At 68.4% G+C, this 15700-nt stretch carries 17 protein-coding genes; 13 read left to right on the top strand and 4 right to left on the bottom strand.

The genetic code is table 11. The features are described 5' to 3' along the window. Window positions 1-129: 129 nt before the first annotated feature. Window positions 130-1122: an alpha/beta hydrolase family protein gene (locus AB0L60_RS01765; RefSeq protein ID WP_364606708.1), complete on the top strand. Its 993-nt coding sequence runs from the start codon at window positions 130-132 to the stop codon at window positions 1120-1122. A gap of 131 nt (window positions 1123-1253) precedes the next feature. Continuing rightward, entirely contained in the window at window positions 1254-2504 is a 1251-nt protein-coding gene (locus tag AB0L60_RS01760; protein ID WP_364605704.1) for an Nramp family divalent metal transporter, read from the top strand. Between the two features lie 9 nt (window positions 2505-2513). Here the strand turns inward: AB0L60_RS01760 and AB0L60_RS01755 are convergent, their stop codons facing one another. Then, window positions 2514-3308 carry an enoyl-CoA hydratase-related protein gene (locus tag AB0L60_RS01755; RefSeq protein WP_364605702.1) on the bottom strand — a complete coding sequence of 265 codons (795 nt, stop codon included), beginning with the start codon at window positions 3306-3308 and terminating at the stop codon, window positions 2514-2516. A 129-nt stretch (window positions 3309-3437) separates the two neighbouring features. Between AB0L60_RS01755 and AB0L60_RS01750 the strand changes: the two genes are divergently transcribed. Continuing rightward, entirely contained in the window at window positions 3438-4688 is a 1251-nt protein-coding gene (locus AB0L60_RS01750; RefSeq protein WP_364605700.1) for a TetR/AcrR family transcriptional regulator, read from the top strand. 25 nt (window positions 4689-4713) lie between these two features. On the opposite strand, the gene AB0L60_RS01745 is transcribed toward AB0L60_RS01750, so the two are convergent. Then, entirely contained in the window at window positions 4714-6195 is a 1482-nt protein-coding gene (locus AB0L60_RS01745) for an aldehyde dehydrogenase family protein (protein WP_364605698.1), read from the bottom strand. Window positions 6196-6527: 332 nt separating this feature from the next. Here AB0L60_RS01745 and AB0L60_RS01740 point away from each other — a divergent pair, with 332 nt between their 5' ends. The 4 genes from AB0L60_RS01740 (at window position 6528) to AB0L60_RS01725 (ending at window position 10293) form a co-directional block, all read left to right on the top strand. Further along, window positions 6528-7526 carry an ATP-binding cassette domain-containing protein gene (locus AB0L60_RS01740; RefSeq protein ID WP_364605696.1) on the top strand — a complete coding sequence of 333 codons (999 nt, stop codon included), beginning with the start codon at window positions 6528-6530 and terminating at the stop codon, window positions 7524-7526. After that, window positions 7523-8335: an ABC transporter permease gene (locus AB0L60_RS01735; RefSeq protein WP_364605694.1), complete on the top strand. Its 813-nt coding sequence runs from the start codon at window positions 7523-7525 to the stop codon at window positions 8333-8335. The genes AB0L60_RS01740 and AB0L60_RS01735 overlap by 4 nt, the downstream gene beginning before the upstream one ends. Next, entirely contained in the window at window positions 8332-9195 is an 864-nt protein-coding gene (locus AB0L60_RS01730; RefSeq protein WP_364605692.1) for an ABC transporter permease, read from the top strand. Before AB0L60_RS01735 ends, AB0L60_RS01730 begins: the two co-directional genes overlap by 4 nt. A 69-nt stretch (window positions 9196-9264) precedes the next feature. Beyond that, entirely contained in the window at window positions 9265-10293 is a 1029-nt protein-coding gene (locus AB0L60_RS01725) for an SDR family oxidoreductase (RefSeq protein ID WP_364605690.1), read from the top strand. Window positions 10294-10314: 21 nt separating this feature from the next. On the opposite strand, the gene AB0L60_RS01720 is transcribed toward AB0L60_RS01725, so the two are convergent. After that, on the bottom strand, window positions 10315-11568 hold the full coding sequence (locus tag AB0L60_RS01720) for a lycopene cyclase family protein (protein WP_364605688.1): 1254 nt from the start codon (window positions 11566-11568) through the stop codon (window positions 10315-10317). A gap of 171 nt (window positions 11569-11739) precedes the next feature. On the opposite strand from AB0L60_RS01720, the gene AB0L60_RS01715 reads away from it, so the two are divergent. Continuing rightward, window positions 11740-12063 (top strand): hypothetical protein, encoded by a 324-nt coding sequence (locus AB0L60_RS01715; RefSeq protein ID WP_364605686.1) that lies wholly within the window; start codon window positions 11740-11742, stop codon window positions 12061-12063. Window positions 12064-12124: 61 nt separating this feature from the next. Here AB0L60_RS01715 and AB0L60_RS01710 read toward each other — a convergent pair whose 3' ends face one another. Continuing rightward, window positions 12125-12601: a hotdog fold domain-containing protein gene (locus AB0L60_RS01710; RefSeq protein WP_364605684.1), complete on the bottom strand. Its 477-nt coding sequence runs from the start codon at window positions 12599-12601 to the stop codon at window positions 12125-12127. A gap of 212 nt (window positions 12602-12813) precedes the next feature. On the opposite strand from AB0L60_RS01710, the gene AB0L60_RS01705 reads away from it, so the two are divergent. The 5 genes from AB0L60_RS01705 (at window position 12814) to rplW (ending at window position 15695) form a co-directional block, all read left to right on the top strand. Beyond that, window positions 12814-13245 (top strand): hypothetical protein, encoded by a 432-nt coding sequence (locus AB0L60_RS01705; protein ID WP_364605682.1) that lies wholly within the window; start codon window positions 12814-12816, stop codon window positions 13243-13245. Window positions 13246-13739: 494 nt separating this feature from the next. Further along, complete coding sequence (gene rpsJ, locus AB0L60_RS01700) at window positions 13740-14045, top strand: 30S ribosomal protein S10 (RefSeq protein ID WP_003938093.1); 306 nt, start codon at window positions 13740-13742, stop codon at window positions 14043-14045. A gap of 14 nt (window positions 14046-14059) precedes the next feature. Next, window positions 14060-14725: a 50S ribosomal protein L3 gene (gene rplC / locus AB0L60_RS01695; protein ID WP_354830589.1), complete on the top strand. Its 666-nt coding sequence runs from the start codon at window positions 14060-14062 to the stop codon at window positions 14723-14725. Beyond that, a complete protein-coding gene (gene rplD, locus AB0L60_RS01690) occupies window positions 14722-15393 on the top strand; it encodes a 50S ribosomal protein L4 (protein WP_354830586.1) in 672 nt (223 codons plus the stop codon). The genes rplC and rplD overlap by 4 nt, the downstream gene beginning before the upstream one ends. Further along, the gene (gene rplW / locus AB0L60_RS01685) at window positions 15390-15695 is read left to right on the top strand and encodes a 50S ribosomal protein L23 (RefSeq protein WP_014981657.1); all 306 of its coding nucleotides are present in this window, start codon (window positions 15390-15392) and stop codon (window positions 15693-15695) included. The genes rplD and rplW overlap by 4 nt, the downstream gene beginning before the upstream one ends. Window positions 15696-15700 lie beyond the last annotated feature (5 nt).

Below are 15700 nucleotides of genomic sequence, written 5' to 3'. Positions count from 1 at the left end.
CCCGTAGTATCAGCTGAATTCGACACGAGATGAAGGTGCGAAACATTGATTCGTCGACATGTCCGGAACGGGCGGCGCGGGCTGCGAGCCGCGGCCTTCCTTGCTGCCACAGCGGTTCTCACCGGTCTGATGACCGGCGTCGGTGGTGGCGCCGCCTCCGCTGACCCGATCATCGACGGCAAGAAGCTGCTGGCCGATCCGGTCTCGGCGGATGGTTCGAAGATCACCAAGGCCGAGATGAAGGACGACCGGAACATCCGGCTCTACGTCTACTCCGCGGCCATGGGCGCCACCTACCCGGTCGACGTGCAGCGGCCCGCGGACACCTCGGTGCCGCGCCCGACCCTGTACCTGCTCAATGGCGCGGGCGGCGGTCAGGACGACGCCTCCTGGGTCAAGAAGACCAATATCGTCAACGGCTTCCTGGGCGACAAGAACGTCAATGTCGTGCAGCCCATCGGCGGCAAGTGGTCCTACTACCAGGACTGGGACAACGACGATCCGGTCCTCGGCCGCAACAAGTGGACCACCTTCTTCAGCGAGGAACTGCCCCCGCTGATCGACGCGGCCCTCGGCACCAACGGCGTCAACGCCATCGCCGGCATCTCCACCTCCGGCACCACCGTGCTCACCCTGGCCGAGGCCAAGCCGGACCTCTACAAGTCCGTCGCCGCCTACTCCGGCTGCGCCCAGATGGCCGACCCGCAGGGCCAGGAGTTCATGCGCCTGACCGTCGAGACCTGGGGCGGCGGCAAGCTCGAGAACATGTACGGCCCGGCGGATTCGCCCGAGTGGGCGGCGCACGATCCGGTCATCAACGCCGACAAGCTGCGCGGCATCAACCTCTACATCTCCTCCGGTAGCGGTCTGCCCGGCGTGTACGACACCCTCAACGGCCCGTACGCGCTGCCCGGCGCCTACGGTCTGGCCAACCAGATCATCATCGGTGGCGTGATCGAGGCCGGCACCAACTTCTGCAGCCACAACCTGGCGAACAAGCTGAACTCGCTGGGCATCCCAGCCACCTACAACTTCCGGGCCACCGGCACCCACTCGTGGGGTTACTGGAACGACGAGTTCATCAACTCGTGGCCGGTCCTCGCCCAGGGCCTCGGTATCTGACCGAAAGTCCACGCGGACAACGCAGGACAGCCCGGCACCGGTACGGTGCCGGGCTGTTGCGCGTTATGGCTGTGGTCACAGCTTGGCAGGAGGGGCTAAACAAAAAGTTCGGGTAACCGTAAACTCGGTATGTGAGTACCAGCCTGGCCTATCAGCGCAGCCCGTTCCAACGAGCGCGGTCTGCCGTGGTGCTACTCGGCCCGGCTTTCGTCGCCGCCATCGCGTACGTCGATCCGGGCAATGTCGCCTCGAATATCAGCGCCGGTGCGCAGTACGGCTACCTGCTGGTGTGGGTGGTGGTCATGGCCAATGTGATGGCCGGGCTGGTCCAGTTCCTGTCCGCGAAACTCGGCCTGGTGACCGGCAAGTCGCTGCCGGAGGTGGTGCGGGAGAAGTCCGGCCGTCCGGTGCGGCTCGCGTACTGGGCGCAGGCCGAGACCGTGGCGGTGGCCACCGATCTCGCCGAGGTGGTGGGCGGGGCGATCGCGCTGAACCTGCTGTTCGGACTGCCGCTCATACTCGGCGGCATCATCACCGGCAGCGTGTCGATGATCCTGCTGCTGATCCAGAATCTCCGCGGGCAGCAGCCCTTCGAGCGCGTCATCATCGGCCTGCTCGGCATCATCGCGATCGGATTCCTTGCCTCCCTGGTGTTCTCGCCGCCGTCGGCCTCGGAAACCGTGGGCGGCCTGGTGCCCCGCTTCGACGGCTCCGGCAGCGTGCTGCTGGCCGCGGCCATGATCGGTGCGACCGTCATGCCGCACGTGGTCTACCTGCACTCCGGCATGGCCCGCGACCGGCACGGGCATCCGGAGGTGGGCGCCTCACGAAACCGGTTGCTGCGCGTCACCCGGTACGACGTCGGCCTGGCCATGCTGCTGGCGGGCACGGTGAACCTGGCCATGCTGCTGATGGCGGCAAGCACGCTGCGCGGCCGCGACGGGGTGGACACCATCGAGGGCGCGCACGCCGCGGTCCAGCAGGTGCTCGGCCCGGCGGCCGGGCTGTTGCTCGCGGTCGGCCTGCTCGCCTCGGGCCTGGCGTCCACGTCGGTAGGGGCCTATGCGGGGGCCATGATCATGCAGGGCCTGCTGGACCGGCACATTCCCCTGGCCGTGCGCCGCGTGATCACGCTGATTCCCGCCCTGGTGGTGCTCGCGCTGGGCGTCGATCCCACTCGCGCCCTGATCATTTCGCAGGTGGTGCTGTCGTTCGGCATCCCGTTCGCGCTCGTCCCGCTGGTGCGCTTCACCAGCGATGCCGGGCTCATGGGCGCGAACGTCAACCACCGTGTCACCACCGGCCTGGCCTGGCTGGTGGCCGCGGTCATCACCGCCCTGAACGTGGTGCTGATCTACCTGACCGTCGCCGGAAAGGGCTGACGCGCCACGCTATTCGGCGAAGACCGCCCGGCGCTTCTGCAGCATGGCGGCCGCGCCCTCGGCGAAATCGGCCGAGCCGAGCAGCTCGCACTGGCCGGCCTTCTCGGCGGCCAGCGCGGCGTCGAGCGAGGTCAGCGCCGCCGCATTGAGGGCGCGCTTGGTGAGCTCCAGGGCGCGGCGCGGGCCGTGCGCGAGCTTGGCGACGGCCGCCTCCACCTTGGCGTCGAGCTCCTCGTCGCCGTACACACCCGCGATCAGGCTGTGCTCCATGGCCTTTCGCGCCGGGAGCCGCTCGCCGAGCAGTGCCATCTCCGCGGCCAGCGGGCGGCCGGCCGCGGCCGCCACCAGGGCCGCCGCGCCGCCGTCGGGCATCAGGCCGATATTGATGAAGGCCAGCAACAGGTAGGCGTCCTCGGACGCGTAGGCCAGATCGGCGGCCAGCGCGAAGGCCACGCCCACCCCGGCCGCCGCGCCCTTGACCCGGGCGACGACCGGAACGGGGGAGTCGACGATCGCTTTGATCATCCGGTTGGCCACGTCCATGGTCATCTCGGGCGTGATGCCGCGTTCCTTCTCGCCCGGGGCGGCGGCCAGATCCGCGCCGGTGCAGAAGTCGCCGCCCGCTCCGGTCAGTACGATGACCCGCACGGCCGGATTCTGCGAAGCCGCGAGCACGGCATCGCCCAGCCCGGCCATGGTGTCGTAGCTGAGCGCGTTCTTACGCTTGGGATTGGTGATGGTGATACGCAGTACCCGCCCGTCCTGAACCGCTGTGTACCCCGGCGTGGTCGCGATGTTGGTCATCGGGCGCTCCCCAGATATATATGCGGCAGCGATGCCGCAGACTGTGTTCGGCTTTGCGAATTGTGGTTAACTTAGGGGGGTTCGTCCGGCACTGTCAACAGCCGGTGTTCGTCGAGAAGGAGAAACTGTATGGTCGCCGATCGCAGCGAGGCAACCCTCGCTTCCGCGCGACCGGACAGTAACTCCGGGCCATCCGACAGCGAACCCGGTCCCCGCCGCCGCCCCAAGAACCGCAAGGCCCAGATCGTGCGGGTAGCGGCCCGGGCGTTCGCCGAACGCGGCTACCACCCGGTCGGCGTGGACGAGATCGCGGCCGAGGTCGGCATCTCCGGTCCGGCGCTGTACCGCCACTTCACCAATAAATACGCGCTGCTGGTGGCCGCCGCGGAAATGGGCGCACAGCAATTGCTGGACGCCGCCAAGGCCGCCGACCATCCCGAGCTGGGACCGGAACCGCGACTCACCGCGCTGATCCGCGGCATCGCCGAGTACACCATCGACGTGCGCCGCGAGGGCGGGCTGTACCGGTGGGAGCGCCGCTACCTGGAACGCGCCGACCGCGACCGCATCCGCGTCGTCTACAACGAACTGCGCGCCACCCTGGCCGCCGCGATCGCCGGGCTGTACCCCGACGCGGACACCGCCGACATCGAGCTGCGCGCGGCCGCGGTACTGAGCGCCATCGGCTCCATCACCGCGCACCGCACCGCGCTGTCCACCACCCGCCTGGTCAACCTGATCACCGAGATCTGCTGGGACCTGTTGCGCTGCGACCTGCCGCCCGCGCCCGCCCCGGCCACCGGCGACCCGCTGGTGCGCGGCCTGCCCGTCATCTCCAAGCGCGAGCAGCTGCTCACCGAGGCCATCCGCATCTTCGGACGGCAGGGCTACCACGAGGCCAGCATCGAGGAGATCGGCGCCGCCGCCGGCATCAACGCCTCCAGCGTCTACCGCTACTTCGCCAGCAAGGCCGACCTGCTGGCCGCCGCCTTCCACCGCACCGGCGAACGGGTCGCCATCGGTAACAACGAGGCGCTGGCCGAGGCCACCAGCCGCGCCGACGCGGCCGTGCGGATCGCCGACCGATTCTCCCGCATGACCTTCGCCATGCCCGAGATCCTGCCGGTCTACTTCTCCGAATTCTCGAATCTGCCCGCCTCCGAACAGCATCGGCTGCGCTCGGTGCAGCGGCAGAACGTGCTCGAATGGGCCAACCTGCTCGAGGGCGACCAGGTCGAGGCGCGCTTCCGGGTGCACGCGGCCATCGCCCAGGTCATCGATGTGGGCCGGCGCATCCGCTTCGACGGGCGACCCGAGAACCTGGCCCGGGTGAGCGCGCTCATGCGCGCCGTGCTGCTGGGCGTGCCCGCCGCCGAATAGCCTCCGGCGGCAGCCACTTCCACCGTCAGACCCGGTGCCGCATCCGGAACAGCGCGCGGGCCACCCGCAGACGGCGCGGATGCTTCTCGAAGGTGCCCGAGGTGATCTGGTCCGGCGGATGCTTCTCGGTGATCGTCTGCGGCCGCGCGAATTCCCGCAGCGTGCGTGGATCGCGAATGCGGCCCGGCCCGTTGACCCCGTAGACCGGGGCCGCGTTGACCGTGATGAGTTCGCTGCGCAGCCGGGCCGCGAACTCCGGGACGCTGCGGGTGTCACGCGTGAAAACCGAGACGGCGCGCGGCCTTTCGGCGGCATTCACCCGATCGGCGGCCTCGTCCATGGTGGCCACCCGATTCACCACCAGCACCGGCCCGACCGCGTCCCCGGTGACCGCGGTGCTCACCTCGGGCACCTCGGTGAGCACGATCGGCTCGATGTACGGTTCGCGGATCGACTCCAGGCTCCCGACCACCAGCCGTGCGCCCCGGGTGACGGCGTCGCGCACCTGGCGGCGCACCACGTCGATCTGGGCGTCCAGGATCATCGGGCCGTAGGAGGCGCGCCGATCCGCGCCGGGGCGCAGCCGCCGGGCCTGATCGGCCACCAGCTCCAGGAACGGTTCGTACACCGAGTCCGCCACGTACACGCACTGCACGCCCGCGGGCTGCTGACCGGAATTGGCCATGGCGCCGTACACCGCGGCCGCGGCGGCGGTATCGAGCTTGGCGTCGACCTGGACCACCATCGACCCGCGTCCCCCCTGCTCGACGAGCAGGGGGGTGGACGCCTGCGCGGCCAGCGTGGCCACCTCCCGGGCCCCCGCGCCGGATCCGGCGTAGGCCAGCTTGTCCACGCGGGCGCGGCACAGGGCGGCGGCGGTGCCGCTGTCACCGGTGACCACCTGCAGCACAGGCTGATTCGGGGCCAGATGGTTCCAGGTGTCGGCCAGCCAGGCGCCCACGCCGGGGGTCAGCTCACTGGGTTTGAACACCACCGCATTGCCCGACGCCATCGCACCGGCGATCGAATTCATCGGTGTCAGAACGGGATTCTGCCAGGGACCGAGCACGCCGACCACGCCCAGCGGCAGGTAGCCGACGGTGCCGGCCGCCTCGCGGCGCAGTGCCGCGCCCAGCCGGGTGGTGCGGCCCAGCGTCTTCTCCGCATGCCGCGCAACCCAATCCAGATGTTCCACCGCCAGCGTCACCTCGATGGCCGCGTCGATGCGCGGCTTGCCGGTCTCGCTGCTGATCAGCTCGACCAGATCGCGGGTGCCGCGGGCCAGGCTGCGTTTCCAGTCCAGCAGCCAGCGTTTGCGCGCGTCGAATCCCAGTGCCGCCCACCATTGTTCGGCACTGCGTGCCGAGCGGACGGTCCGGGTGAGCTCGCCCGCGCCCATACTGGCGTATTCGCCGACGACCTCCCCGGTCCGTGGGTCGAAGGACGTCAGCACCTTGGATCGGCGCGCACCGGCGCGCCCTGTTGCCGGCTGCGCCGACTCGGCCATGGGTCAACCTCTCGTGGCCTGTGAATGTCTCTCCCCGCCAACGCCAGACTATGGTTCGAGTCGCAGATGCGACAAGGTAGCGAAATTGCCGCATACCGGCCGGTCTGCGCCTGGATCAGCAGCTATGCCGGAACCCTCCGGTTTGTGATCAAGCACACAGTTTGAAGAATGCTGCTTCGACAAAGAAACGGCCTTGTTTGGGATGCGCCGGTAACATCACGCCCGGCGGTGTGGATCATCCCGGCGGGCGGTAACGACCTATCCTCGCGGGATGTGGGATCCGCCGCACGGGGCGACATCGTTCAGCCCGACCAGCCGATAGTGGAGAGTTGATGCCCAGCTTGGACAGACCGCAACCCGGAGCACCCGATGATCCGGCCGTTTTCGTCGAAGACGTCCGTAAGTCCTTCGGCGAGGTGCACGCGCTGCAGGGGATCAGCTTCACCGCCGCCCGCGGACAGGTTCTCGGCATTCTCGGCCCCAACGGGGCGGGCAAGACCACCACGGTCAAGATCCTGTCGACCCTGCTGCGTCCCGACTCCGGCATCGCCCGCATCGCCGGGCACGACGTGCGCTCGGACCCCGCCGCGGTACGCCGATCGATCATGATGACCGGCCAGTACGCGGCCCTCGACGAGAACCTCTCCGGTCGCGAGAACCTCGAGCTCTTCGGCCGCCTGATGGGCCTGCCCCGCAAGGCCGCCCGGCAGCGCGCCGACAATCTGCTCGAGGAATTCGACCTCACGGGCGCGGGCCGCCGCGCGGTGCGCCACTACTCCGGCGGCATGCGCCGCCGCGTCGACATCGCCTGCGGCCTGGTGGTCCGGCCCGAGGTGGTGTTTCTCGACGAACCCACCACCGGCCTGGATCCGCGCAGCCGCCAGGGCGTCTGGGATCTCGTCACCGCCCTCAAGAACCAGGGCATCACCGTCCTGCTGACCACGCAGTACCTCGAAGAGGCCGACGTGCTCAGCGACAACATCATCGTGATCGACAAGGGCACGGTCATCGCCGAGGGCACCGCCGACGCTCTCAAGGAGAAGACCGGCGGCAGCTACTGCGAGGTCGTGCCACTGGATCCCAAACAGCTCACCACCGCCGCCGACGCGCTCGGGGACCTGGTGCCCGAGGCGGTGCGCGCGGAACTCGATGGCGGCGACCGGCTTTCGATCCCGGCCCCGGACGGCGCGGACACCCTGTCGGAGGCGCTGCGCCGGCTCGACAGCGCAGGGGTGCGACTTGCCGACATCGGGCTGCGCCGCCCCTCGCTCGACGACGTGTTCCTCACCCTCACCGGGCACTCCGGGACCAAGGAGGCGGGGGAATCGTGACGGCAGTGGAAAGCGAACGCGCCGCCGACCTCTTCGCCGGCGTACCCCCGGCCCGGCCCAACAGCTTCGCGCAGTGGCGGGCGCTGACCGGACGCATCGTGTGGGTGATGGCCACCAAGGGCGAACTGATCGTCGCGGTGATCATCCCGCTGGTCTTCACCCTCGGCTTCTACCTGCCGCTGAAATTCGTCATGCAGGTCAAGGGCATTCACTACGAGCAGTTCGTGATGCCGATCATCGTGCTGCAGACCATGTCCTTCACCATGATGTCGAACGCGCAGCTGGCCGCGTTCGAGGCCATGACCGGACTCAACACCCGCATGCAGACCATGCCCATCGGCAAGATGGTGCCGCTGGTGTCGCGGCAGTCCGCGGGCTTCGTGCGGTCGGTGGTGTCGCTCGTCGCGGCGCTGGGCTGGGGTCACATGATCGGCTTCCGGTTCGTCGCCGGGTGGGGTCAGGCCCTGCTGTTCTGCGTGTTCTCGCTCGCGGTCGGCACCGTACTGGCCATCGGCGCGGACGGGCTCGGGTCGCTGACCAAGAGTCCCGAATCCCTCAGCCAGGCGCTGACTTTGCCGACGCTCATCTTCGGCATGCTGTCCTGCGGCTTCGTGCCCGAGACCGGATTCCCGGCGTGGGTGCGGCCGTTCGTGCGCAATCAGCCCATCTCGCAGTTCTCCTTCGCCCTGCGGGACATGGCCGACCACGGGGTGACGTGGCAGGTGTTCTGGGTGCCACTGGTGTGGCTGGTCGGCGCGGCGGTCGTCTTCACGCCGTTCGCGGTCTGGGCGAGTGTGAGGCGGTCATGAGTACGACGACCACGGCAGAAGTGGCGGAACAGGATTCGTGGGCGGGGCATCAGCCGCTGCCGACGGTGGAACCGCGCTCCGAGCGCACGCTCGCGATCTGGGTGGAACAGAGCTTCATCCAGTGCAAGCGGTTGCTCATCGGCTGGATGCGTGATCCCTCCACCACCATTCAGACGCTCGTGTTCCCCGCGGCCACGCTGATCATGTTTCGGATCGTGCTGGGCGACTCCATCGAACAGGCCACCGGCATGCCCGCCATCTACGGCTTCGTGCCGATGGTCATGCTGGTGGCGGCCATGTCCGGATCCATCGTGAGCGCGCTCGGCTTCAAGGCGGAGAAGGCCACCGGACTGCTCGGGCGGTTCTACACCATGCCGGTCCACCGCGCCGCCGGACTCACCGGACGGCTGCTGGCCGAGGCCGTGCGGGTGCTGATCACCTCGCTGTTCGTGCTGGCGGTCGGCCTCGCGCTGGGCTTCCGGTTCTGGTACGGGCCCGCGGCTTCGATTGCCATGCTTGCCATTCCGATCCTGTTCGCCATCGGGTTCGCGGTCCTGGTGACGGCGCTGGCCACGCTCACCGAGGGCGTCATGCTGGTGGCGGTGGTCGGCATCGTGCAGACGCTGCTGATGTTCTTCAACTCCGGCTTCGTGCCGGTGTTCGCCTACCCGGTGTGGCTGCAGAAGACGGTCGAGAACCAGCCCATGAGCACCGCCATCGACGCCATGCGCGGACTGTCCTACGACGGTCCGATCGCGACACCGCTGTGGAAGACCGTGGCGTGGTCGGTCGGCATGATCGTGGTGTTCGCCTACCCCGCGATCCGCGGGTACCGGCGGGCGGCCGAGACCGGAGCCTAGACACGCCCGACCGTTTCCCCGGGGCTGCACCGGAGTTCGAGTGACGTACGTCACGTTAAGGTGAGCGCCATGAATTACCTGGTTACCGGGGCAACTGGGTTCATCGGTCGATTTCTGCTTCCCGAACTCCTGAAACGCGGCGCGGACGTCCACGTCCTGGTGCGCCCGGGCGAAGATTCCGTGCTGCGTTTCAATCGCTGCCTACGAGACTGGGGCGCCGCCGACCGGGTGCGCCCGGTACGCGGCGACCTCGGCGCGCCCGGGCTCGGCATCGACACGGGCTGGATTGCGGCGCACCGCGGTTCGATCGACCACGTCTTCCACCTGGCCGCCGGCTTCGACACCCGCGGTGCGGGCGGCGGCACCCGGCGGGTCGCCGAAATCGCGGCGGCGCTGGAAGCCGGACGGCTGCATCATGTTTCGACGGTGCGCGTCGCCGGGGCCTGGGAGGGCCTGTTCACCGAGGACATGACCGATGTCGGGCAGCTGCTGCCCACCCCCTCTCAGCGGGCCATGCTGCGGGCCGAACAGGACGTGCGCGAGCAGACCGCGGTGCCGTGGCGGATCTACCGGCCCGCCATCGTGATCGGCCATTCCCGCACCGGCGAGATCGACCGCATCGACGGCCCCTACTACTTCTTCCGGCTGCTGCGGATGGCCGCGCAGCTGCCCCGCATCCTGCCCGTGATCGCGCCCGAACTCGGCGAAACCAATCTGGTGCCGGTCGATTTCGTGGCCCGCGCCCTCGACCACATCGCGCACCGGCCCGGCGACACACCCGCCACCTACCACCTGGCGGATCCGCGCGAGCAGAGCGTCGCCGATGTCTTCAACCTCTTCGCCGACGAGGCCGGGGCGCCGCACCTCATCCAGGTCATGCCCAAGCAGACCCTCGACCTCACCCTGCGCGTGCCCGGTATGGGCTGGGTGTTGCGCCAGGTCGGCATCCCCATGGACGTCATCGAGGACACCGAACTGTCCTGCCGCTTCGACTCCCGCCGCACCGCGGCCGCGCTCGCCGGCACCGATATCAAGGTGCCGCCACTGGCCGCCTACGCCGCGATCGTCTGGAAGTACTGGATCGAGAACTGGGTCTGAGGCACACCTCGGTCCGGCGTGCTACTGCGCGGTGTCCCCGGGTAGCAGATCCTCCCGGGGTGGCAGCAGATCCTCCCGGGGTAGCAGCAGGTCGTCCAGGGGGCGCGGGCGGCCGTAATCCCAACCCACCCAGCGGTTCCGGTTCCGCCAGCCGACCAGGTCGTAGCGCCAGCGGAACGGCCGGGTGGTGCCGACCGTCATGAACAGCGCCGTGCCCAGCGCCGAGTAGTCGGCGTGCGCCGACAGCAGCGCGCGCTGCTGCCGGGGCGGGCGGGTGAAGAACGCGTCGAACATGGCGATGGACTGGGCGGTCGTCAGACGGCCCAGGCCGTACACGCCCCGCATGCGCATCCAATAGACCAGGCGCGCCTGCCACGGCCACAGCGCCTCGACAGGATCGTCGCCGCGGCGCACCGCGGCCAGGGCGGTGTCCACCAGCGCCAGCGAATCCGCCACGCAGTAACCGGTGATCGGATGCATCATGCCGCCGCGCGAGCCGAACGGAATCACCCGGCCGCGACCGGCTTTCGGGGGCAGCTCGTCGAGCGGATAGTGGGCGGCCTCGCTCGGCTCGTCGCCGCGCAGCCGAATCCCGTGCGCCGCCAGCCGATTCAGCGTGCGCCGCCGCAGTTCGTGCTGCGGCATGCCGCCGCGCAGACCCAGGCTGGTCTCCTCGAAGATCACCGTGCCGTCGCCGAGCGGCACCGAGTACAGGAACGACGGCGGCTCGTCCGGGCCCGCGCCGTTCTCGTCGCGCCAGTCCAGCAGCAGGCCCTCGCCGGCGGTCACCATCGGGGCCGCGGTGTCCTCGTCCACGAAGATGCCGTGCGCGCTGGCGGTGCGCCGAGCGCCCGGCGCGGCCTGGCCGCGGGTGTCGAACACGGTGGCGGCGCGCACCTCGGTACCGTCGGCCAGCTCCACCCGGTGCGCCTCCACCGTGCGCGCGCGGCCCGCGATGACCGTCGCGTCGTCCAGCGGCAGCGCGTCGAACAGGCCCTGCTTGGACAGCACGCAATAGGGCCGGGGAATCCGGTGCTCGGTGGTGGTCCATACCGCGGGCGCCTCGATGCGGCTGGCAATCGCGCCGTGCCCCAGCCACTCCGGCAGCTCGTCCACCCAGCACGAGAAGGTCGGCGCCCACAGCCGTGCCGGCCGCGGATCCACCGCGACCACCCGCATACCCGCCGCCATGGCGCGATGCGCCAGCGCCCGGCCTGTGGGACCGAGCCCCACCACGCACACGTCGGCCGCCCCGCCGACCTCACGGCCACTCATACCCGCATTCAAACAGTCGCGTACTGGCCACGTCAGGCCGACTCCGACTTCGCACCCCGCGCTGTGCGGCCGAATCCTCGCCGCGCGCGCCACCCTTCGGTGGTTATTGCCGCTTGCTATCGTGCGTGCCGTGAGCGACCGGCGGATGCGATGCGGTGAGGGAGGGGCGGAATGAACAGCGGCAAGCGGTACTGGTGGGTGCCGCCGACCGCATCGTCGGTGTTGTTCGGGTTCGGCCTGCCCGTCTACTTCGCGCTCTTCGTGCTCAGCGGGTTCGCCACCGACTCGTGCAACGGCCGCGACTCCTGCCCGAATACCTTCGGCCACCTCGACGACGCGCAGCAACTGCTGCTGTTCGGGCTGCTCGCAGTGACCGCGCAATGGGTCGTCGCCTACTGGGCGCCGTGGGCGGTGCGCATCGTGCTGGCGGTGGTGCCGATCGGGCTGGGTTTCGCGGCCCTGGTCATGCTGATGAGTATCCCGGTCGGTGAATAACTGACCGGGCAGGGGCGGCAAGTCCATTGCGGCACAACGGACTTGCCGGCGTCGGGTGTGACTACTTCGGCGTCACCCAGGTGGTGATGTCGGCGTGCACGACCTCCAGGCCCGCCCGGTCGAAGATCGACACCGGCACCACTAGATCCCGCCCCTCGGTGATCTGCGAGAAATCCGGAACCTCCGGCAACTTCGCGACCGCCCGCAGTCCCGAGTTCGCCTTCGCCAGATACCGCACGTTCATCGCCTTGGGGATCCACCGATGCGTCTCCGGCACCGTCGCCTCCGACAGCATGCCCATCGCCACCTCGGCGAGGTTGCACGCCGCGATCGCGTGGAACGTCCCCAGATGATTGTGAATCCCGAACCACTTGGGTGCGGTCACCTCGCACAGCCCCGGTTCCAGCCGCACCACGTTCGGCAGCACGGTCCCGAAATACGGCACCCGCGCCACCATCCCGAGCGAGAACAACGTGTGCCCGATCCGATTGTCGGGAAGCTTCTTCCACCCGCGATATGTAGCGGTCTCCTTGGCCATGCCCTTATCTTACTCAAAAGTAAGTTCTGTGACAGCGTCCCTCCCGTCCAGCCCTCGGACTCCTGTGGATAGGTCATCGAATCGGTAGGCGGGTTGCCTCGACGCGCGAAACCAACTGGTTGCTTGTTATCTGGATTGGCCGTGCCGGAGGTGCGGCTGGGAGCCGACGCCACACGGGTCGGCTATCGGGGAAATCAGGAGTTCTCGAAATCATGCGTATTCGCACCGCGGTGGCCACCGTTGGCATCGCACTGGCGGGGGCGGCCCTCGCCGCCACCGCATCCGCCGGTTCGGCCGCGGCCTTCACGCCGTACCTCAATCCGGGCGGCGGCATCTACGTGGCCGTGGACCTCAACCACGACGAGACCGTCGCCCTGTCCAACACCTGGATCCCGGCGGCGATCGACCAGATCAACATGACCCACAACCGGGTCGCCGTCGACCCGTACTTCTCGGATATTCCGTCCGTCGACGGGAAGGTGTACGGCAACCTGACCCAGATCGTCGGCGAGGCCGCGAACACTCCCGGCGGGCAGATCAGCGTGGCCCTGGTCGACCCCGCCGTGCATCACGGCGGCAACTTCTTCTTGGTCGAGGACCTCGGCGGCTGGGACTACTACCTCCAGAACCTCCGCGATCGCTGAGGTGTGAAATGGCCGGTGCGGGAGCCGAGTTCCGCACCGGCCATCGCGCTCTCCGGGCCGGGCGGCTCGACCCGGTGTGACCAGGGCCATCGAGTCCGGGGTGGGGGAGGGGGCGATTTGAAGTGGGCTGGGGACTCGAGGCATACTGTTCGGGTTGCCCACACCGGGTTGCGTCTTTTCCGTTGGATCGGCGCTGGTCGTGGGTGAGCAAGACCCAATTTTGCACCCCGCTGGATTGCGGCGTGGGTGCGTCCGGAACAATGTTCCGAGGCTTACAGGATTTTGATCCGGGCCGAGGAATGGGCGGCGGAGCGACACGCCCGACCGCGTGGACCGGATGAACCATGACAGATGAACAGCGGCGATGGATCGGGCCCAGGTGGCCGGTCGTGTGGTGGCTGATGCGTCTTCGTGTGTTCGGGCTGTGCAAATGAGGGTGGTGTGAGAGCGAAAGCTCTTGGACCACAACGTAAGCGGAGAAAAGGACACTCAGCGTGGCGGGACAGAAGATCCGCATCAGGCTCAAGGCCTACGACCATGAGGCGATCGACGCGTCTGCGCGCAAGATCGTCGAGACGGTGACCCGTACCGGTGCCCGCGTCGTCGGCCCGGTGCCGTTGCCCACCGAGAAGAACGTGTACTGCGTCATCCGTTCGCCGCACAAGTACAAGGACTCGCGCGAGCACTTCGAGATGCGTACGCACAAGCGGCTGATCGACATCCTCGACCCGACGCCGAAGACGGTTGACGCCCTGATGCGTATCGACCTGCCGGCCAGCGTCGACGTCAACATTCAGTGACGGGGACTTCGAATATGACTGACAACAAGAGCCGTCCGGCCGCGGGCATCCTGGGCACCAAGCTCGGCATGACCCAGGTCTTCGACGAGAAGAACCGCGTCGTTCCCGTGACCGTCGTCAAGGCGGGCCCGAACGTCGTTACCCAGATCCGCACCGTGGAGCGCGACGGCTACTCCGCCGTCCAGGTCGCCTACGGCGCGATCGACCCGCGCAAGGTGAACAAGCCGGTCTCCGGCCAGTTCTCCAAGGCCGGTGTCACCCCCCGCCGCCACATCGCCGAGCTGCGCGTCGCCGACGCGTCGGCCTTCGAGGTCGGCCAGGAGATCAACGCCGATGTCTTCGAGGCGGGCTCCTACGTCGACGTGACCGGCACCTCCAAGGGCAAGGGCTTCGCGGGCACCATGAAGCGCCACGGTTTCCGTGGCCAGGGCGCCTCGCACGGTGCGCAGGCCGTGCACCGTCGTCCGGGTTCCATCGGTGGTTGCTCCACCCCGGGCCGCGTGTTCAAGGGCATGCGCATGTCCGGCCGGATGGGTAACGACCGCGTCACCACGCAGAACCTCTCGGTCCACAAGGTGGATGCCGAGAACGGTCTGCTGCTGATCAAGGGCGCGATCCCGGGCCGCACCGGCGGCGTCGTGATCGTCAAGAGTGCAGTGAAGGGTGGTGCCCGGGCATGAGCACCGAGACCAAGACCAACCTGACGCTCACGGTCAAGGCCGCGGGCGGCAAGACCGAGGGCACCGTCGAGCTCCCCGCGGAGATCTTCGACGTGACCGCGAACATCGCGCTGATGCACCAGGTCGTCGTGGCCCAGCAGGCCGCGGCTCGCCAGGGCACGCACGCCACCAAGACCCGCGGCATGGTTCGCGGTGGTGGCAAGAAGCCGTACCGCCAGAAGGGCACCGGCCGTGCGCGCCAGGGTTCGACCCGTGCGCCGCAGTTCGCCGGCGGTGGCACCGTCCACGGCCCGCAGCCGCGTGACTACACCCAGCGCCTGCCCAAGAAGATGAAGGTCGCCGCGCTGCGTGGCGCTCTGTCGGACCGGGCTCGCAACGAGCGCATCCACGTGATCACCGAACTGGTTGCGGGACAGACCCCGTCGACCAAGTCGGCCAAGTCCTTCCTCGCCGAGCTGTCGGACCGGAAGAACATCCTGGTCGTCGTCGGCCGTGAAGATGTCACCGCGTGGAAGAGCGTGGCGAACCTGCAGGGCGTGCACCCGATCGCCCCGGACCAGCTGAACACCTACGACGTTCTCAAGAGCGACGAAATCGTGTTCTCGGTCGAGGCGCTCAACGCCTTCGTGCACGGCCCCGCCGAAGCTGCACAGGAGGAGAGCAAGTGACCACCATCGCCGATCCCCGCGACATCCTGCTCGCGCCGGTGATCTCCGAGAAGTCCTACGGACTGATCGAAGAGGGCACCTACACCTTCCTGGTGCACCCGGATTCGAACAAGACGCAGATCAAGATCGCCGTTGAGAAGGTTTTCGGTGTGAAGGTCACGAGCGTCAACACCGCCAACCGTCAGGGCAAGCGCAAGCGGACCCGCTTCGGTTACGGCAAGCGCAAGGACACCAAGCGCGCGCTCGTGACCATCTCGGCCGACAGCAAGCCCATCGAGATCTTCGGAGGCCCGGTCGCGTAAGCGGC

The organism is Nocardia sp. NPDC051981 (assembly GCF_040680715.1).
Taxonomy (GTDB): domain Bacteria; phylum Actinomycetota; class Actinomycetes; order Mycobacteriales; family Mycobacteriaceae; genus Nocardia.
Note: the sequence above shows the minus strand (reverse complement) of the source record. Positions and strands in the feature narration are given on the sequence as shown.